This is a genomic window from Polaromonas sp. Polasp52, assembly GCF_059491565.1.
The window spans coordinates 4114296-4131822 of the sequence record NZ_CP168513.1; the positions used below are offsets into that span (position 1 = coordinate 4114296).

A 17527-nucleotide genomic window follows, 5' to 3' on the forward strand; every position below is an offset into this window, starting at 1 on the left:
TGATGCGCTTTCATGGGAGCATGCCTTTCAATTCGATTTCCACAAACCGGAATTCGTTCGTGCCTGTGTTGATGACGTTGTGCGCCACGCCCGCGGGCCGCGCATACGCTTGTCCCGCGCACAGGGTGACGTCTGACCCGCCTATGCCCAGGGTGCCGTTCGTCAGTGGTACCACCACGTAGGGACGGGTGTGGACGTGATGGCCCGTCTCGGCGCCCGGCGCAAAGCGCCATTCGGTCACGACGACCCGCTCATCGTCGACATGCATGAGTGCGGTGGCTTGGAGCGTCATGGTGCGCTGCCCTCCAGGTAGAAGGCCTTGGAGGTGATGCGCCAGCCCTCATCGGTGCGAAGGTAGCCCAGGTGGTCGACAAACACTTTCTGGTTGATGCGCACTCGCACCTTGACCATGGCCTGCCGGCTCGACACCACGTCGATCAGCAGGATTTCCTGCTCCCGCGGCGCGCCTGAATTCATCGGAGAGATGCGGGTCGCCAGAATCTCCCGGTAGGCTGAGGTGGGCCATACCACCAGCGCATCATCCGTGAAGCCATGGAGTTGCGCCGTGGGATGAAAGACGTTGTCGAACTGCGCGAGGTCGCAGTCGTACATGAGTTGGAAATATCGCTCGACTGCGGCGGGCAGGTTGCCGATGACCTCGGCCCGGGTGTTGTGTTGCTGCATGCTTATCCTTTCATGAAGAAGAGGCCGCAGTGCGGTCAGCGGCGCCGCCCGCGCAGCCACTCCAGCAGCAACAGGAGGGTGGTCGTGAAAATGATCAGCAAGGTGGCCACCGCCGCGATCGTTGGGGAGATGTTTTCCCGGATGCCGTTGAACATCTGGCGGGGCAGGGTAGCCTGGTCCGTGCCGGCCAGGAACAGCGTGACCACCACTTCGTCAAAAGAGGTGGCAAATGCGAACAGCGCGCCGGAGATCACGCCCGGAGCGATGACCGGCAGTGTGATCCTGAAGAAGGTCCGCAAGGGCGTTTCGCCAAGGCTCAGTGATGCCCTGACCAGGTTGTGGTTGAAACCCGCAAGCGTTGCCAGCACGGTGGTGAGCACGAAAGGCGTGCCCAGCGCCGCGTGCACGGCGATCAGGCCCAGGTAGCTGTCGGCCAGGCCGAGCGGCGCGAAGTAGAGATAGGTTGCCACCCCCACCACCACAATGGGCACCACCATGGGCGCGATGAGGATGCCCATGAGCAGGCTCTTGAAGCGAAAGTGCGTGCGCGACAGGCCCACTGCGGCCATCGTGCCGAGCGTGGTGGCGATCAGCGTGGCGGCGGGCGCCACGATGAAGCTGTTTTTCGCGGCGCGGGCCCATTCGGGTGAATCCATCAGGTTGCGGTACCACTTCAGGGACCAGCCCGGGATGGGATAGGCCAGGAAGGAACTGTCGGAAAACGACAGCGGCACCACGACCAGGATAGGCGCCAGCAAAAAAGCCAGTATGGCCACGCAAGCCGCGCGCACCAGCCACCAGCCGGCTTTGTCGGCCGTGGTGGCATAGCGCGGGAAGGCGGGGCCGGTGATGATTTTGGGCATGGTGGATAAAGGTGCGAAGAGGTACGAAAAGATGCGGGACGGAGCTGAAGGTTGCGTCGTGAAAAGGCATCAACCCATGCTGAGCTCGGCCTTGCCGATGCGCCGGTAGACGCCGTAAAGAACCATGGTGGCGGTCAGCAGCAGCGCGCCCAGCGCGCAGGCCATGCCCCAGTTGACCTGCACATTGGTGTACCGCGCGATGTAGTAGCTCAGCATCTGGTCGTCCGCACCGCCCAGCAGGGCAGGGGTCACGTAGTAGCCGATGGACAGGATGAACACCAGCAATGCCCCGGCGCTGATGCCCGGGTAGGTTTGCGGCACGTAGACGCGAAAGAATGCGGCCAGGGGCGCGCTGCCCAGTGAAACGGCGGCGCGCACGTAGGTCGGCGGCACGTTTTTCATCACGCTGTACAGCGGCAGGATCATGAAGGGCAGCAGGATGTGCACCATGGCGATCACCACGCCGGCGCGGTTGAACAGCAGCGGCAGCGGGCTGTCTATGAGGCCCATGCCCATCAGCCCGCGATTGACCAGGCCCTCGGACTGCAGCAGCACGATCCAGGCAGCTACCCGGACCAGGATGGAAGTCCAGAAGGGCACCAGCACCAGGATCATCAGCAGGTTCGCCTTGCGCGCCGGAAGCGAAGCCAGCCACCAGGCCAGGGGGTAGCCCAGCGCCAGGCAGAAGAGCGTGACGATAAAACTGATCTGGAAGGTGCGAAGCAGGATGGGGCCGAAGGCGCGCAGCTCGGGCGGCATGCGCTCGATATCGCCCTGGCTGCCCCGCCGCAGGTCCACCGATGCCAGCAGGTAGTCGGGCGTCCAGCGGGAACCGTTTTTGGCGATCGCTTGCCAGAAGGGCGGGTCTGCCCAGCGCGGATCGAGCTGAAGCAGCCTGTCCCGGATTTCCTCGGCTGAACCTGTGATGGGCAAGGCGCGAAACGCGCCCATGACCAAGGAGCGAGCGCCGGGCACTTCAGAGTTGAGCCTTCGCGCAAGCGCACCGGCATCGGAGCTGTCTGAAAGGTGGCCCAGGTCTTGCACCAGCGCCGCATAGCTTGCGGCGGCCGGTGGCGCCTCGGGGTTCCAGCCCTCAAGGCTTTTCACCGTCCGGGGCAGCGCTGTCGCCACCTCCGGGTTTTCAACGGCGCGCTGAAGCAGCGCCGCGATAGGAATGAGCAAGGTCAGCAGAAGAAACACCAGCAGGGGCACTGTCAGGGCGAAGGCGCGCCATTTGCGCCGCGCCTCGGCCCGCGACAGCGCCTGGCGCAGCGCGCGGGCGTCTTCGCCCGTCAGGGCTGCTTTGCTGGTGGAACTGGTCATGCTGGCTTGCTCCGGGTTTTACTGCGTGGCCCAGGCGGCGAAACGTTTTTCCAGCGCTTCGCCCTGGTCAGCCCAGAAGCCGACGTTCATCTGGATGGCTTCTTTGGCGTTGGCCTGCGAGGTCGGCAGGTCGTCCAGCACCTTTTTGTCCAGTTTGGCCAGGGCCTTGGTATTGACCGGGCCGTAGGCGATGTTCTGCGCGTACACGGCTTGCGTGGCGGGCTGGCTGGCGAAGGCGATGAATTTCATCGAGGCGTCCTTGTTCGGTGCGCCTTTGGGGATGACCCAGTAGTCCAGGTCGTAAATGCCACCGGGCCAGTAGATCTTCAGGTTGCGGCCTTCGCGGTTGGCGGCGTCGATGCGGCCGTTGTAGACCGTGCTCAGGGCGACGTCACCGGCCACCAGGAATTGCGCGGGCTGGGCGCCGGCTTCCCACCACTGGATGCTGGGCTTGAGTTCGGTCAGCTTGCGGAAAGCGCGATCCGCGCCATCCTTGGTGGCCAGGACCTTGTAGACATCGGCCGGCTTGACGCCGTCGGCCATCAGTGCGAACTCCAGGTTGTAGCGCGCGCCCTTGCGCATGCCGCGCTTGCCGGGAATCTTTTTGGTGTCCCAGAAATCAGCCCAGCTGGTGGGGGCGGACTTGACCTTGTCGGCGTTCCAGGCCATCACGGTGGACCAGACAAAAACGCCGACGCCGCAGTCGTGCACGGCGGCGGGAAGGAAGTCCGCCTTGGCGCCGATCTTGCTGAAGTCGATCTTTTCGAACAGGCCTTCGTCGCAGCCACGCTGCACGTCGGGCGACTCGACCTCGACCACGTCCCAGGTGACCTTCTTGGTCTCGACCATGGCCTTGATCTTGGCCTGCTCGCCGTTGTATTCGCCGGCGATGACTTTGGTGCCCGTCTTTTCGTAAGGCTCGTAATACGCCTTCTTTTGCGCGTTGGCGTTGGCGCCGCCGAAGTTGATGACGGTGATCTGCTGCTGCGCCAGGGCTGGCAGGGCCAGGCAAGAAGCCGCCGTGATGGCGATGATGTTTTTCTTCAGGGTAGTCATGGGGTGAGTCCTCGGTGGTTGATGAAAGAAACGCGTGAAAAAGAAAGGCAAAAAGTGTGGTGCGGGTGCGGTCAGGTGCCGTAAATCCGCGTGAATGCCGCGGGGAATTCCAGGTGAACGGCCTCCCCGGGCTGCGGCGACGCCAGGCCGTCCAGCGCGATCAGGGGCAGCTTCACCGTGGCTTCCGCCTGGCCTTCGCCAAGGTCGCAGAGCAGGCGCAGGTGGTCACCGAAATAGATGACCCGCGCGACGCGCGCGGCGAGCACGTTCGCCAGCGCGGGCAGGGGCTGGCGGTGCAGCACGATGCGCTCGGGCCGGATGTAGGCCTCAACCTGCGCACCGGCAGGCGCCTGGTTGACGTTGATGCCGCCCAGGACGCGGCCGTCCGGCAATTCGATGCCGGCGGTGCCGGCTTTGCCCTTGAGTACCGTGCTGTCACCGACGAAGCCGGCGACAAAACGGTTGGAGGGCGTCTCGTACAGCGCCTCCACAGGGGCCAGTTGCTGGATCACACCATCGTTGAACACCGCCACGCGGTCGCTCATGGTCAGCGCTTCGCCCTGGTCGTGGGTGACGTAGACAAAGGTCACGCCCAGCTGCTTGTGCAGCTCTTTCAGCTCGATCTGCATGTGCTCGCGCAGCTGCTTGTCGAGTGCGCCCAGGGGCTCGTCCATCAGCACGAGCTGGGGCTCGAACACCAGTGCGCGCGCCAGGGCCACGCGTTGCTGCTGGCCGCCGGAAAGCTGGCCGGGCAGGCGGTCGGACATGCCCGACAGGCGGACCATGTCGAGCGCGCGCTGCACGCGGCTTGCCTGGTCGGCCTTGGAGACCTTGCGCACCGTGAGCGGGTAGGCCACGTTCTGTCCCACGGTGAGGTGCGGGAAGAGGGCGTAATTCTGGAACACCATGCCGAAGTTGCGCTTGTGCGGCGGGGTACCCGTGATCTGCGCGCCGCCCAGGAAAATCTCGCCGGCCGTGGGGGACTCGAAGCCGGCAAGCATCATCAAGGTCGTGGTTTTCCCGGAGCCCGAAGGGCCCAGCAGGCTCAGGAACTCCCCGCGATGGATGTCGAGGTCAAGCTGCTGCACGACAAGCTGCTCGCCGTCATAGGTTTTCTGCACGCCTGCAAAGCGTACGAGGACATCGTGATCAGTCATCGTTTTTCCTGAGCTGGTCACGGAGATCAACGCGTTGCGGCGAAGCTGTCGGCCAGGATTTTCAGGCCTTCGTCGAGCAGCGCGTCGGGCGCCGTGAGGGGAACGAGAATGCGGATCACATTACCGTAGGTGCCGCAAGAGAGCAATATCAGCCCGCGCCGGGCGGCCTCGGCCACCACGCGCTTGGTCAGTGCCGCGTCAGGGCGGGCGAGGTCCCCGTTTTCGAAGAGCTCTATGGCGATCATGGCGCCCAGCCCGCGCACGTCGCCTATGGACTTTTCCGTTTCGGCGATGGCGCGCAGGCCTTTGACCAGGTGGGCGCCCAGAGTTTTGCTGCGATCCAGCAGCTTTTCTTCCTGAAAGGCCTTGAGCACGGCAAGCGCCGCGGCGCAACCTACGGGGCTGCCGGCATAGGTGCCACCCAGGCCGCCGGGGCCGGGGGCATCCATCACCTCGGCGCGGCCAACCAGGCCCGAGATGGGGAAACCGCCGGCCATCGATTTGGCGATGGCGATCAGGTCGGGGGCCACCGGCCACTGTTCGCTGGCGAACCAGGTGCCTGTGCGTCCCGCGCCGGTCTGGACCTCATCGGCGATCAGCAGGATGCCGTGGCGGTCGGCCAGCGCCTTCAGGCGGCTGATGAATTCGGGCGGGGCGACGTAAAAACCGCCTTCGCCCTGCACCGGTTCAATGATGAAGGCCGCCACGCGCTCGGGTTCGACGTCGTTCTTGAGGATCTGCTCCACCGAATGCAGCGCCTGGTCGATGCTCACGCCGTGCAGGGCGTTGGGGAATTCGGCGTGGAAGACTTCGCCGGGGAAGGGGCCAAAGCCCAGCTTGTAAGGCGCCACCTTGCCGGTCATGCCCAATGTCATGTTGGTGCGGCCGTGGTAGCCGCCGGTGAAGGCGACGACGCCGGGGCGCTTGGTGTAGGCCCGCGCCACCTTGACCGCGTTCTCGACCGCCTCGGCGCCGGTGCTCAGCAGCAAGGTTTTTTTGGCGAAGTTGCCGGGCGCCAGGGCATTGAGCTTTTCCGCCAGTTCGACATAGGGCTCATAGGCGACGACCTGGAAGCAGGTGTGCGTGTAGAGGTCGAGCTGGGCCTTGACCGCGGCGATGACTTCGGGATGCAGGTGGCCGGTGTTGAGCACGGCGATGCCGCCGGCGAAGTCGATATAGCGGCGGCCTTCCACGTCCCACAGTTCGGCGTTTTTCGCCCGGCTGGCAAAAATCTCGTGTGCCTGGCCGACGCCGCGCGTCACGGCGGCTTGGCGGCGCGCCATCAGGGCGGCGTTGGTGGTAGTCTGGTTTGGCTGCATGATGAAGGTGGTTTCAAGGTTTAAGTAGGGAACGGGGTGGACTTTAAAATTCGGCGCCAGCCCAGTCCATGTACAGCTTTGCGTGCTTTTCAACACACTGTGCGGGTCTAGAATCCTGTACATGGATTCCCCAACCCGGTGCATGAGGATTGCGATGCACAATCTGCCTTTTTTGGTTTTTTGATGCTCACACTGCGCCCGGAACTACAGACGCCCCTGGTGAGCCAGATCGTTGACGGCCTGCGCGGCATGATTGCCGGGCAGGCGTTGAAACCGGGGGTCAAGCTGCCTTCCATACGCGGTTTTGCCGCCATGCATGGCGTCAGCGTCTTCACGGTGGTGGAGGCCTACGACCGCCTGGTAGCCCAGGGATGGCTTGTTTCCCGGGCCAATGCCGGGTTTTTCGTCAAGCGCCGGGGTGACGAGGGGGCATCGGGCACGCCCTATGCGCAGCCCCCGCAGCCGAAATTCGACGCGCGCTGGTACCTCAAGCAGATATTCGAAAACCGCAACCTGCCGATGAAACCCGGCTGCGGCTGGCTGCCCCACGATTTCCTGTTCGGGGACGCGCTGCGCCGCAGCATGCGGCAGCTGTCGGTGGACGGCTCTTCCCTGGAGGGTTACGGCCTGCCCCATGGGCATATGGCGCTGCGCATGGTCATCGCGGAGGCCCTGGCCGAAAACCAGATACCGGTTGAGGTGAGCCAGGTGCTGCTGACGCAGGGCTCCAGCCAGGCGCTGGACCTGGTGGCCCGGCAGCTCCTCAAGCCGGGCGACACCGTGCTGGTGGACAACCCGGGTTATCCCAACCTGATGTTCATGCTGCGTTTCCTGGGGGTCCATCTGGTGGGCGTGCCGCGCACCCCCACGGGCTACGACCTCGCCGCGCTGGAGGCGCTGCTGGCCGAGCACAAGCCCAAGGCCTTTTTCACGCAGCCCCGCCTGCAGAGCCCGACCTGCTCGATCGCCTCGGCGGCCCATCTGCACCGCCTGCTGCAGCTGGCCGAGGCGCATGATTTCACGCTGGTGGAAAACGATATCTACGCCGACATGGACCCGACCTCGCGCTCCACGCTGGCCAGCCTGGACCAGCTGCAGCGCGTGGTGTATATCGGCAGCTTTTCCAAAACCATTTCCCCGAATCTGCGCGTGGGCTACCTGCTGGCGCGGGGCGACCTGATCGAGGACCTGGCCCAGCTCAAGATGATTTCCGGGCTGACGTCCTCGGACATCGCCGAGCGGCTGACCTTCGGGGTGGTCACCGACGGCCGCTGGCGCAAGCACCTCAAGTCGCTTCGGGAAAAGCTGGCCCTGGCGCATCGCAAGACCGAAAAGAATCTAACCAGCCTGGGATTCGAGCTGTTCCATGAGCCGGGGGCCGGCATGTACCTGTGGGCCCGGCATCCGGACCTTCCGGACGGCGCCGTGCTGTCCAAGGAGGCGACGCCAGAGGGCATCATGCTCGGCCCGGGGCAGCTGTTCCTGCTGGAGCCCCATCCCACGGGGTGGCTGCGCTTTAACGTGGCTTTCAGCGACGACGAGCGCATATGGCGCTTTTTGGCCCAGCGCATCGAGCTGGGCCAGCAAGCCGCCCAGTAGCCGGCCGGTAGCCGCCTGGCGGCCGGGGGCCGTCAGATCTCGATGACGCGGCGGGCAAAGCCCTCAAGATAGTCCATGAGCTTGTTGGCGCCCAGCACCGCGGCGGCCTCGTCGCCCGTGGCGATGCCCTGGGCCAGCTCCATGTGAAAGCGCGCGCCTTCGGCGATCTCGCCCTCATGCTGGTAGGCGTACCAGAAGCGGCGGCATTGCACGATCAGCGGCACCACGCTCTTGACGGCCGAGCTGTTGCGGCAGGCCTCGTGGTTGACCAGGTCCAGCTCGTGGTCGGCCGCCATATAGGCCTCGAGGTTGGCGCGCTCGGCGGCCTTGACCATCTTGGCCGCGCAGCCGACGATGGCCTTGCGCTGGGCCGCCGTGGCGCGGCGCGCCGAACACGCGGCGATCACGCCCTCGAGCACGCGCCGCGTGAGGATCACGTCCAGGTGGTCGGCCAGGTCGATGTTGGAGACCAGCAGGCCGCGCCGGGGCTGCTGCACGATCAGGCCTATGGAGACCATGCGCAGCAGCGCCTCGCGCACCGGGGTGCGGCCCAGCTGGGTGCGCTGGGCCAGGTCGGCCTCGACCACGGGCGCGCCGGGTTGCAGCTGCAAGGTGGCGATCATGGCTTCGATCGCGTCATAGGCGACGTCGGCGGCCCGGCGTTTAGGGGCGGTTGGCGGTGCGGTCGTGGACAGGGACATGGTGTTGTTGGGCATCTCGGCGTTGCAGCAGGGCCTGCCATTCGCCGACCAGGCCGCGCCGGAAGAACGATACACAGACGATGAAGGTCAGGCCTATGAGCACGGTTACCACGCCGCCCAGGGCGGCGAGGTGGTTCTGCAGGCTGACCACCAGTGTGGAGCCTACCACGGGCCCCCAGCTGGTGCCTAGCCCTCCGAGCAGCGTCATCAGCAGCACTTCGGTCGAGGTGCTCAGCATCACGTCGTTGAGCGCCGACAGCTGCAGCACCAGCGCCTTGAGCGAGCCGGCCAGCCCGGCCAGCGCGGCCGACAGCATGAAGGCGTAAAGCTTGCAGCGGTCGGTGTCGTAGCCCAGCGAGACGGCGCGCGGCGCGTTGTCGCGCAGCGCCTTGAGCGCCTGGCCGAAGGGCGAATGCACGATGCGGTGTATGGTCAGGAAGGCCGCCACGAACACCGCCAGCGTGAAGTAGTACATGTTGTTGTCCACCGAGAGGTCGACCAGGCCCAGCAGCTTGCCGCGCGGTATGCCCTGCATGCCGTCCTCGCCGCCGGTCCAGGGAATCTGCACCGCCAGGAAGTAGGCCACCTGCGAGAGTGCCAGGGTGATCATGGCGAAGTAGATGCCGGTGCGGCGTATCGCCAGCGTGCCGATCAGCCAGCCTATGGCGGTGGCCACGGCCATGCCCGCCAGGATGGCCAGCTCGACGGGAAAGCCGGCCGCGCCGAAGCGGATCATCAGGATGCCCGTGGTGTAGCCGGCCCAGCCGAAGAAGGCCGCGTGGCCGAAGGACACCAGCCCGGTGAAACCGATCAGCAGGTTGAAGGCCAGCGCGAACAGCGCGTAGCACAGCACCTTCATGATAAAGACCGGGTAGGCGATTTCGGGGAAGGCCGGCACCAGCAGCGCGGGCAGCAGCAGCGCCAGCAGGATGCGCACGGGCATGGGGATGTGGGTGAGCAGGGATTTCATGGCTTCAGTGCTCCTTGCCGAACAGGCCGGCGGGGCGCGTGAGCAGCACCACCGCCATGATGACGAACACTACCACGGTGGAGGCCTCGGGGTAAAACACCTTGGTCAGGCCCTCGAGCAGGCCCAGGGCCAGGCCGCTGACCACGGCGCCCAGGATGGAGCCCAGCCCGCCTATCACCACCACCGCGAACACGATGTTGAGCAGGTTGGCGCCCATCAGCGGGTTGACCTGCATGATGGGTGTGGCCAGCACGCCGGCGATGCCGGCCAGGCCCACGCCGAAGCCGTAGGTCAGCGTGATCATCAGCGGGATGTTGACGCCGAAGGCCTGCAGTAGCTTGGGGTTCTCGGTGCCGGCGCGCAGCAGGGCACCCAGCCGGGTTTTCTCGAACAGGAACCAGGTGCAGCCGCAGATCAGTATCGAGGCCACCACCACGAAGCCGCGGTACAGCGGCAGGTACATAAAACCCAGGTCGACGCCGCCCTGCAGCAGCGCGGGCGGGTCATAGCTGGCGCCCGAGATGCCGTAGAAATGGCGGAACACGCCTTCGAGCACCAGCGAGACGCCGAAGGTCAGCAGCAGGCCGTAAAGGTGGTCCAGGTGGTAGAGCCGCTTGAGCAGGGTTTTTTCAAGCAGCACCCCCAGGCCGCCGACGATGATGGGCGCCAGCACCAGCGCCGCCCAGAAGTTGATCTTGAACTCCGGGCCCAGCAGCAGCGGCAGCTGCGAAAAACCCATCCAGGCCAGGAAGGCGGCCACCATGAACTGCGCACCGTGCGCGAAGTTGATGATGTTGAGCAGGCCGAAGATGATCGCCAGGCCCATGCTCAGCATGGCGTAGAAGCAGCCGTTGATCAGGCCCACCAGCAACTGGGCCAGCAGGGACTGCATCGGGATGTCAAACATGATGTGTGTTTCGTCGGTGGCGCGGCGGCCGCCCCCTGGCATGCCGCCGCGCGCGGGATGGAATTACTTGCCGGCCTGGCAGGCGGGGTTGATGGGCGGGAACACGTCGGCGCCCTTGAGCACGGACTTGACCTTGTAGTAGTCCCAGGGCGCCTTGGACTCGGCCGGCGTCTTGACCTGCAGCAGCAGCATGTCGTGCACCAGCGCGCCGTCCTCGCGCAGCTTGCCCTTGCGGATCACCGCGTCGTCGATGGTCATCTTGCGCAGCTGCGCCATGACGGCCTTGGCCTCGTCGGTGCCGGCGGCCTGCACGGCCTTGAGGTAGCTCAGCGTGGCCGAGTAGACGCCGGCCTGGGCGGCGGTAGGCATGCGTTTTTGTATCTCGAAGAACTTCCGGGACCAGGCGCGCGAGCGCTCGTCGTAGTCCCAGTAAAAGGCTTCGCTCAAATACATGCCCTGCGCCTTGTCCAGGCCTATGCTGTGCACGTCGGAGATATAGGTCAGCAGCGGCGCGACCACCTGCTTGCGTGTGATGCCGTATTCATTGGCCTGCTTGATGGCGTTGACCGTGTCGTTGCCGGCATTGGCCAGCGCGATGACGTCGGCCTTGGAGGCCTGGGCCTTGAGCAGGAAGGACGAAAAATCGTTGCCGGGGAAGGGGTGGCGCGAGCTGCCGACCACGCTGCCGCCGTCGGCCTTGATGACCTCGGTCGCGTCTTTTTCGAGCGAATGGCCGAAAGTGTAGTCGGCGGTGACGAAGTACCAGGTCTTCTTGCCTTCCTTGACCAGCGCGCGCGCCGTGCCGGCCGCCAGCGCGTAGGTGTTGGTGGTCCACTGCGCGGTCAGCGGCGTGCATTTTTCGCCGAGGATGGCGGTGGCCAGGCCCGAGGAGGGCATGACCACGCGGTTTTTCTGCCGGGCGATTTCCATCACGGCCAGCGCGGTGGAGGTGGTGGGGAAGTCCGTCACCATGTCGACCTTGCCCTGGTCGAACCAGCCGCGCGCCAGGTTGGCCGCCACGTCGGGCTTGTTCTGGTGGTCGGCGAAGACCAGCTCGACCGGCTTGCCCAGCACCTTGCCGCCCATCTCCTCGATGGCCATGCGCGCCGCCGTGACCGAGCCCTGGCCGGACAGGTCGGAATAAATGCCCGAGAGGTCGTTGAGCACGCCTATCTTCACGACGTCATCGCTGACCTGGGCGTGGACGGAGAAAGACGAAAGGGCCGCGCAGGCCGCCAGGCAGACGGAGAGTTTGCGAAATTGCATAAAGGGCTCCATGGGTTAAGGAAAAAAGCAAAGGGAAGGGGAGGGGCGGGGTGAAAAACTCAGATGCCAAGCAGTTCGTCCAGCCGGCTTTGCCGGGATTCGACCTCGCGCTGCGCCATGACTTCGACGACCTGTCCGTGCTCGATCACGTAGTGGCGGTCCGCCAGGTGTTTGGCGAAACGGAAGTTCTGCTCCACCAGCACGATGGTGAAGCCGCGCGCCTTCAGTTCGCGTATCACCTGGCCGAGCTTTTGCACGATCACGGGCGCCAGGCCTTCGGTGATCTCGTCGAGCAGCAGCAGCTGGGCGCCGGTGCGCAGGATGCGCGCCATCGCGAGCATCTGCTGCTCGCCGCCCGACAGCCGCGTGCCGGGGCTGTTGGCGCGCTCTTTGAGGTTTGGAAACATGGCGTAGATCTGCTCCAGCGACATACCGCCTTCGCCGACCTTGGGCAGCAGCAAGAGGTTTTCCTCGGCGGTCAGCGAGGCATAGATGCCGCGCTCCTCGGGGCAGTAACCGAGGCCCAGGCGGGCGATGCGGTGCGGCGGCAGGCCGATGGTTTCCTTGCCCGCCACGCGTATCGAGCCGGTGCGCTTGCCGACCAGCCCGAGGATGGCGCGCAGCGTGGAGGTGCGGCCCGCGCCGTTGCGGCCCAGCAGGGTGATGCATTCGCCGGCCTTGACGTCCAGGTTGATGCCCTGCAGCACATGCGATTCGCCGTACCAGGCGTGCAGGTCGCGGATGGCGAGCATGGCCTCGCCGGTGGGGTGGAGGGGTTCAGGCATCTTCTTCGACTCCCATATAGGCTTCACGCACGGCCGGGTTGGCCGAGACCTCGGCATAAGGGCCCTCGGCCAGCACCTCGCCGCGCTGCAGCACGGTGATGGTGTCGCTGATGTCGGCCACCACCTTCATGTTGTGCTCCACCATCAGCACGGTGCGCTGCGCGGAGACCTGCTTGATCAGTTGTTTGATGCGGTCCACGTCCTCATGGCCCATGCCCTGCGTGGGCTCGTCGAGCAGCAGCAGTTCCGGGTCCAGCGCCAGCGTGGTGGCGATTTCCAGCGTGCGCTTGCGGCCGTAGGGCAGGTCGCCGGCGAGCAGCGCGGCAAAACGCGCCAGGCCCACCTGCTCGAGCAGGGCCATGGCCGGCGCGTCGAGCTTGCGCATGGCCGCGATCGACTGCCAGAAGTGGTATTCCACGCCGAGCTTGCGCTGCAGCGCGATCTTGACGTTCTCCAGCACCGTGAGCTGCGGGAACACGGCCGAGATCTGGAAGGAGCGCACGATGCCGCGGCGCGCGGTCTGCGCGGGTTTTTCCTGCGTGATGTCGGTGCCGTTGAAGAGGATTTTTCCTTCGGTCGGCGTGTGGAACTTGGTCAGCAGGTTGAAGACCGTGGTCTTGCCGGCGCCGTTGGGGCCTATCAGCGCGTGTATGCTGCCGCGCCGCACGCGCAGGGCGACGTTGCGCACGGCGACAAAACCGCGGAACTCCTTGGTCAGCCCCTGCGTTTCGAGAATGATGTCCTGTGGCATGGTGGTGGGTGGGTGCTTTCAGTCAGGGGTGTGGGGACTTGCCAGCGTGGCGATGCGCGCGGGCGACAGCGGCGGCCTGGGCGCGGGCGGCGTCCAGCCGAACAGAAAATTCGCCGCCGCGCCGCAGACGCGGCCCTGGCAGGCGCCCATGCCGCAGCGCGTGTGCAGCTTGGCCTCGGTCCAGCCGCCGCAGCCGGCCAGCGCGGCCTGCGTCACGTCTTCGCAGCGGCAGACCAGGGTCTCGGGCCGCGCCAGGGTCTTGAGCGAGGGCGCCAGCGCGAAGTGCCGCTGCAGCTGCCCGGCAAAGGCTTGCCAGTGCGCGCGTTCCGCGTGGTGGCGCTGCGCGGCGGCGCTGTCCCCGATGGCGGCCAACCCGGCGATGCGGCCCTGCGCGAGCGCGCGCTCACTGCCGCCCACGCCTGTGCATTCGCCGGCCGCGTAGACACCGGCCACGCTGGTCGCCTGCAGGCCGGCGACGGCCAGGGCCTGCGCGCCGCCGCCGGCCGGCGCCAGCGCGCAGCCCAGCAACTGGCCCAGCTCGGTGTTGGGCACCAGGCCGAAACCGCAGGCCACGCGATCACAGGGAATCTGGGTCTCGTGGCCGGCATGCAGCAGGCGCGCGGACTGCACGCGGCCCTCGCCTTGCGCCGAGACCACGCGGGTGCCGGTGCGGTAGCGCGCGCTGGCCAGGCCCAGGGCTTGGGTCGCCTTGCCGGGCCAGCGCAGCAACTGCGCCGCAAAACCCGCGACGGCCGGCAGGCCGGCCTGCTCGGCGATGCGGACCACTTTGGCGCCGGCGCGCCGCGCCGTGTCGGCCGCCACCAGCAGCAGCGGGCCGCTGCCGGCGATCACGATGCGTTCACCCTCCACCGGCAGGCCGGCCTTGACCAGGGCCTGCAAACCGCCGGCGCCCGTGACGCCGGGCAGCGTCCAGCCGGGGAAAGGCAGCAGCAGCTCGCGCGCGCCCGTGCACAGGATCAATTTGTCATACGGCTGAACCCAGCCTTGTTTGGCGTCTTCCAGCAGCAGCGCGCCGCTGCCAGCCAGGCTGACCACGCGCGTGCCGCAGAGCAGGCGCACATTGGCGCAACGCGCCAGCGCCTCGCGCATGCGCAGCGCCTGCGGCGTCAGATGGGCGCCGGGGCCATCGCGCCAGATCTGGCCGCCCAGGACCGGGTTGTCGTCCAGCAGCGTGATGCGGGCGCCGCTGGGCGCGGCGGCCAGCGCGGCCGCCATGCCGGCCGGGCCCGCGCCGACGATCAGCAGCTCGCACGGGGGTGCAGGGGGTGGGGGCTTGCCAGCAGCGTTCATGGATTCTGTCCTTCCGCTTGAAGTCCGGTGTCCACGCGCAGGCCGTCGCTGCACAGGGTCTGGCAGGCCAGGCGGCGCCGGCCATCGATGTCGACGCGGCATTCCTGGCAGATGCCCATGCCGCAGAACGGCGCGCGGGCTTCGCCGTGCACGGAGCGGCGTGCCACGCCCATGCACGCGGCGTCGGCGATGCGCAGCGCCGCGGCCACAGACGTTCCCGTCTTGACCGACAGTGGCCGGCCGTTGACGTGGATCGTCACGGTGCCTGGTGTTTTCATGGCTGTGCGGTTTTGGCAAACCGCCGGACGGCATTCGGCGTGGGATCGAGGGCGGGCGTGGCACAGCGCATCTGCGCGGCCGGCCACAGGCCCTCACCCCAGGGATGGCGGCTGAGAGGAGGCAGGCTGTCGGACCTTGCGTCGCTCATGGCATTGCCCGTCATGGCCGTGTCCCGGTGGTGCGGACCGTGTTCAGTAACTCGCCAGCGCCGTGGGCTGGGCATTCCTGAACGTGAACACCGTGATGGGCGCCTGCGTCATGTTGCCCTTGTCGTCATAGGTGTAGGTGCCGGCGACGCCCTTGTAGCTGCCCTTGTAGATTTCGGCGCCGACCTTGGCCACGTCGATGGAGTCGGCCTTGCGCATGGCCTCGCCGATCAGCATCGTCTGGTCATAGAAGGAAGCGCCGTAGGCGTCCGTATCGAGGTTGAAGCGCTTTTTGTATTTGGCCTTGAAGGCCGGTCCACCTGCGGCCTTTTCCAGCATGGAGCCGCCTTGCGCGCAAAAAACCGTGTCGTTAACCGCTTCGCCGCCGAGCTTGCCCATTTCGGGGCTGCAGAGCGTGTCGCCGCCCAGCAGCTTGGCGGACAGGCCCAGCTGTTTCATCTGGCGCACCATGGGCGCGGCCTGCGGTGCGTAGCCGCCGAAGAAGATGGCTTCCGGTTTCTGCGCCTTGAGGTTGGTCAGGATGGCAAGGAAATCCACGGCCTTGTCGGTCGTGAACTCCTGCCCGACCACGGTGAGGCCCTGCTTTTTGGCTTCCTTGACGAATTCTTCCGCAACGCCCTGGCCGAACGCCGTGCGGTCGTCAATCACGCCGACCTTGCTGACCTTCAGGACCTTGGCGGCATACACCGCCATGCTGGAGCCGATCTGTGTGTCGCTGGCAATGATCCGGAACAGGTTTTTGTAGCCGCCCTGGGTGACCTTGGGGTTGGTGCCCACGGTCGACATCATGGCGCCACCTTCGCTGTATACCCGTGATGCGGGAATCGCAACGCCCGAGCAATAGGGGCCCATGATGTACTTCACTTTGCTGTCGACGAGTTTTTGGGCTGCGGCCACGCCGGCCTTGGCGTCGCACTGGTCGTCCTCCGATTGCAGTTCGAACTTGAGTGTCTTGCCACCCACCACCATTTTTTTGGCATTGAGTTCTTCGACCGCCAGGCGCACACCGTTTTCGTTGTCCTTGCCGGCGAACGCGTTCGGCCCCGAAAGCGGGCCGGTGTGGCCGATGGCCACGACCTGTTCCTGGGCCTGTGCCGCTGAGGCCAGCGCGATGGCTGCGATGCCGATCAATGAAACGATGCTGTTGCGATGTGTCATGGGTGTCTCCTCGGTGCTGGTTGCGGGGGTTGGAAAAATTAAGGGGCGGACTGGTACTGCGCCGGCCGCGTGGCCAGGGCTTTTTTGACGATGGCTTCGACGAATTCGCGCTCGGCGCCTACCAGCGGCAGGCGCGGGCGGCGCATGTGCTCGGTGCCCACGCCGACCAGCGCGTCGATGAGCTTGAGGTTTTGCACCAGCTTGGTGGAGACGTCCAGGTGCAGCATGGGCGTCATCCACTGGTAGAGCTTGAGCGCCTCGGCGAATTGGCCGGCCTTCATCAGGTCATAGAGCGCCACGGTTTCGCGCGGGAAGGCGCAGCCCACGCCGGCCAGCAGGCCGTCGCAGCCCAGCGCCAGGCCTTCATAGGCCAGGTCGTCCACGCCGAGGAAGAGCTGGTAGCGCTCGCCCACCGTGTTGCGCAGGTCGGTGATGCGGCGGATGTTGTCGGTGCTCTCTTTGATGGCGACCAGCCATTCGCAGTCGGCCAGCTCAGCCATGTGCTCGGGCTTCAAGTCCACCCGGTAGGCGACCGGGTTGTTGTAGATCATGACCGGCTTGCGCGCGGCCTCGGCCATGGTGCGCACGTTGAGCATGGCTTCGCGCGCGTCGGCCACGTAGATCACCGAGGGCATGACCATAAAGCCGTCCACGCCGAGCTCGTTGGCGCCGGCGATATAACGCAGCGCCTCGCGGGTGCTGGTTTCCGACACATTGGCCAGCACCGGGATGCGGCCCTTGCTGGCGTCCAGCGCGATCTTGGCCACCTGGAGCTTTTCTTCCAGCGTCAGCGTGCTGGCCTCGCCCAGCGAGCCGCAGGTCACCAGGCCGTGGATGCCGTTGCGGATCTGGAAGTCGATGTGCCGGGCCGTGCCTTCGGCGTCAATGCTTTCGTCGGCGTGGAATTTGGTGGTGACGGCGGGAAAAATGCCTTGCCAGCGGGGGTTGTTCAAGGGAGTGCTCCTGAGGATGGGGGATGAAAAAGGGCTTGGATGTAAATATATTAAGAAGATATTTAAATTATCTTTATAGGGTATTAAGCAGCTTGCGTGCCAGCGGATTTGGCGGTAAAGGAGGGCTGGATGCCTGGTTTTGGGGCCGCCATGCGGTGCGGCTGGCGCCTTGGCGCCGGGGCGGTGCGCCGGGCACCGCCTTGATGCGCCGGCCCTGCGCGGGGCTTGGCCTGGCGCCGGGGCTACCGAAGGGGTCCACGCCTATAATCGAATGTTCA

General features: G+C 65.7%; 18 protein-coding genes. 1 reads left to right on the top strand and 17 read right to left on the bottom strand.

Annotation, left to right across the window (positions count from 1 at the left end; all coding sequences use genetic code 11):
• Positions 1–10: 10 nt before the first annotated feature.
• From ACEN9P_RS19340 to gabT, 7 genes are all read right to left on the bottom strand, one after another.
• On the bottom strand, positions 11–292 hold the full coding sequence (locus tag ACEN9P_RS19340) for a cupin domain-containing protein (RefSeq protein WP_477664717.1): 282 nt from the start codon (positions 290–292) through the stop codon (positions 11–13).
• Entirely contained in the window at positions 289–684 is a 396-nt protein-coding gene (locus tag ACEN9P_RS19345; protein ID WP_477715542.1) for a nuclear transport factor 2 family protein, read from the bottom strand. The genes ACEN9P_RS19340 and ACEN9P_RS19345 overlap by 4 nt, the downstream gene beginning before the upstream one ends.
• A 35-nt stretch (positions 685–719) precedes the next feature.
• On the bottom strand, positions 720–1547 hold the full coding sequence (locus tag ACEN9P_RS19350; protein WP_477664715.1) for an ABC transporter permease: 828 nt from the start codon (positions 1545–1547) through the stop codon (positions 720–722).
• 69 nt (positions 1548–1616) lie between these two features.
• Positions 1617–2870, bottom strand: coding sequence for an ABC transporter permease (locus ACEN9P_RS19355; protein WP_477664714.1), 1254 nt, complete (start codon positions 2868–2870; stop codon positions 1617–1619).
• A gap of 18 nt (positions 2871–2888) precedes the next feature.
• On the bottom strand, positions 2889–3926 hold the full coding sequence (locus ACEN9P_RS19360) for an ABC transporter substrate-binding protein (protein WP_477664713.1): 1038 nt from the start codon (positions 3924–3926) through the stop codon (positions 2889–2891).
• 71 nt (positions 3927–3997) lie between these two features.
• Complete coding sequence (locus ACEN9P_RS19365; RefSeq protein WP_477664712.1) at positions 3998–5083, bottom strand: ABC transporter ATP-binding protein; 1086 nt, start codon at positions 5081–5083, stop codon at positions 3998–4000.
• A gap of 26 nt (positions 5084–5109) precedes the next feature.
• Positions 5110–6402 carry a 4-aminobutyrate--2-oxoglutarate transaminase gene (gene gabT, locus ACEN9P_RS19370; protein ID WP_495620192.1) on the bottom strand — a complete coding sequence of 431 codons (1293 nt, stop codon included), beginning with the start codon at positions 6400–6402 and terminating at the stop codon, positions 5110–5112.
• Positions 6403–6585: 183 nt separating this feature from the next.
• Here gabT and ACEN9P_RS19375 point away from each other — a divergent pair, with 183 nt between their 5' ends.
• The gene (locus tag ACEN9P_RS19375; protein ID WP_495620193.1) at positions 6586–8001 is read left to right on the top strand and encodes an aminotransferase-like domain-containing protein; all 1416 of its coding nucleotides are present in this window, start codon (positions 6586–6588) and stop codon (positions 7999–8001) included.
• Between the two features lie 32 nt (positions 8002–8033).
• On the opposite strand, the gene ACEN9P_RS19380 is transcribed toward ACEN9P_RS19375, so the two are convergent.
• From ACEN9P_RS19380 to ACEN9P_RS19425, 10 genes are all read right to left on the bottom strand, one after another.
• A complete protein-coding gene (locus tag ACEN9P_RS19380; protein ID WP_477664709.1) occupies positions 8034–8702 on the bottom strand; it encodes a GntR family transcriptional regulator in 669 nt (222 codons plus the stop codon).
• A complete protein-coding gene (locus tag ACEN9P_RS19385) occupies positions 8665–9672 on the bottom strand; it encodes a branched-chain amino acid ABC transporter permease (RefSeq protein WP_495620194.1) in 1008 nt (335 codons plus the stop codon). Before ACEN9P_RS19385 ends, ACEN9P_RS19380 begins: the two co-directional genes overlap by 38 nt.
• Before the next feature lie 4 nt (positions 9673–9676).
• On the bottom strand, positions 9677–10579 hold the full coding sequence (locus ACEN9P_RS19390) for a branched-chain amino acid ABC transporter permease (protein ID WP_477664707.1): 903 nt from the start codon (positions 10577–10579) through the stop codon (positions 9677–9679).
• Positions 10580–10642: 63 nt separating this feature from the next.
• Entirely contained in the window at positions 10643–11845 is a 1203-nt protein-coding gene (locus tag ACEN9P_RS19395; RefSeq protein WP_495620195.1) for an ABC transporter substrate-binding protein, read from the bottom strand.
• A 59-nt stretch (positions 11846–11904) separates the two neighbouring features.
• Entirely contained in the window at positions 11905–12630 is a 726-nt protein-coding gene (locus tag ACEN9P_RS19400) for an ABC transporter ATP-binding protein (RefSeq protein ID WP_495620196.1), read from the bottom strand.
• Positions 12623–13381 (bottom strand): ABC transporter ATP-binding protein, encoded by a 759-nt coding sequence (locus ACEN9P_RS19405; RefSeq protein WP_074575426.1) that lies wholly within the window; start codon positions 13379–13381, stop codon positions 12623–12625. Before ACEN9P_RS19405 ends, ACEN9P_RS19400 begins: the two co-directional genes overlap by 8 nt.
• A gap of 18 nt (positions 13382–13399) precedes the next feature.
• A complete protein-coding gene (locus tag ACEN9P_RS19410; protein WP_495620197.1) occupies positions 13400–14692 on the bottom strand; it encodes an FAD-dependent oxidoreductase in 1293 nt (430 codons plus the stop codon).
• A complete protein-coding gene (locus ACEN9P_RS19415; RefSeq protein ID WP_477664702.1) occupies positions 14689–14970 on the bottom strand; it encodes a 2Fe-2S iron-sulfur cluster-binding protein in 282 nt (93 codons plus the stop codon). Before ACEN9P_RS19415 ends, ACEN9P_RS19410 begins: the two co-directional genes overlap by 4 nt.
• A 192-nt stretch (positions 14971–15162) precedes the next feature.
• Positions 15163–16296, bottom strand: coding sequence for a branched-chain amino acid ABC transporter substrate-binding protein (locus tag ACEN9P_RS19420; RefSeq protein ID WP_477664701.1), 1134 nt, complete (start codon positions 16294–16296; stop codon positions 15163–15165).
• 38 nt (positions 16297–16334) lie between these two features.
• Entirely contained in the window at positions 16335–17249 is a 915-nt protein-coding gene (locus tag ACEN9P_RS19425) for a dihydrodipicolinate synthase family protein (RefSeq protein WP_495620198.1), read from the bottom strand.
• Between the last annotated feature and the right edge of the window lie 278 nt (positions 17250–17527).

Excerpts from the sequence above, each read along its gene's own strand:
- ACEN9P_RS19380 (WP_477664709.1), bottom strand. The coding sequence starts at position 8,702 with ATGTCCCTGTCCACGACCGCACCGCCAACCGCCCCTAAACGCCGGGCC.
- ACEN9P_RS19390 (WP_477664707.1), bottom strand. The coding sequence starts at position 10,579 with ATGTTTGACATCCCGATGCAGTCCCTGCTGGCCCAGTTGCTGGTGGGC.
- ACEN9P_RS19355 (WP_477664714.1), bottom strand. The coding sequence starts at position 2,870 with ATGACCAGTTCCACCAGCAAAGCAGCCCTGACGGGCGAAGACGCCCGC.
- ACEN9P_RS19420 (WP_477664701.1), bottom strand. The coding sequence starts at position 16,296 with ATGACACATCGCAACAGCATCGTTTCATTGATCGGCATCGCAGCCATC.
- ACEN9P_RS19345 (WP_477715542.1), bottom strand. The coding sequence starts at position 684 with ATGCAGCAACACAACACCCGGGCCGAGGTCATCGGCAACCTGCCCGCC.
- ACEN9P_RS19360 (WP_477664713.1), bottom strand. The coding sequence starts at position 3,926 with ATGACTACCCTGAAGAAAAACATCATCGCCATCACGGCGGCTTCTTGC.
- ACEN9P_RS19400 (WP_495620196.1), bottom strand. The coding sequence starts at position 12,630 with ATGCCTGAACCCCTCCACCCCACCGGCGAGGCCATGCTCGCCATCCGC.
- ACEN9P_RS19405 (WP_074575426.1), bottom strand. The coding sequence starts at position 13,381 with ATGCCACAGGACATCATTCTCGAAACGCAGGGGCTGACCAAGGAGTTC.
- ACEN9P_RS19365 (WP_477664712.1), bottom strand. The coding sequence starts at position 5,083 with ATGACTGATCACGATGTCCTCGTACGCTTTGCAGGCGTGCAGAAAACC.
- ACEN9P_RS19415 (WP_477664702.1), bottom strand. The coding sequence starts at position 14,970 with ATGAAAACACCAGGCACCGTGACGATCCACGTCAACGGCCGGCCACTG.
- ACEN9P_RS19350 (WP_477664715.1), bottom strand. The coding sequence starts at position 1,547 with ATGCCCAAAATCATCACCGGCCCCGCCTTCCCGCGCTATGCCACCACG.
- ACEN9P_RS19410 (WP_495620197.1), bottom strand. The coding sequence starts at position 14,692 with ATGAACGCTGCTGGCAAGCCCCCACCCCCTGCACCCCCGTGCGAGCTG.
- ACEN9P_RS19340 (WP_477664717.1), bottom strand. The coding sequence starts at position 292 with ATGACGCTCCAAGCCACCGCACTCATGCATGTCGACGATGAGCGGGTC.
- ACEN9P_RS19385 (WP_495620194.1), bottom strand. The coding sequence starts at position 9,672 with ATGAAATCCCTGCTCACCCACATCCCCATGCCCGTGCGCATCCTGCTG.
- gabT (WP_495620192.1), bottom strand. The coding sequence starts at position 6,402 with ATGCAGCCAAACCAGACTACCACCAACGCCGCCCTGATGGCGCGCCGC.
- ACEN9P_RS19375 (WP_495620193.1), top strand. The coding sequence starts at position 6,586 with ATGCTCACACTGCGCCCGGAACTACAGACGCCCCTGGTGAGCCAGATC.
- ACEN9P_RS19395 (WP_495620195.1), bottom strand. The coding sequence starts at position 11,845 with ATGCAATTTCGCAAACTCTCCGTCTGCCTGGCGGCCTGCGCGGCCCTT.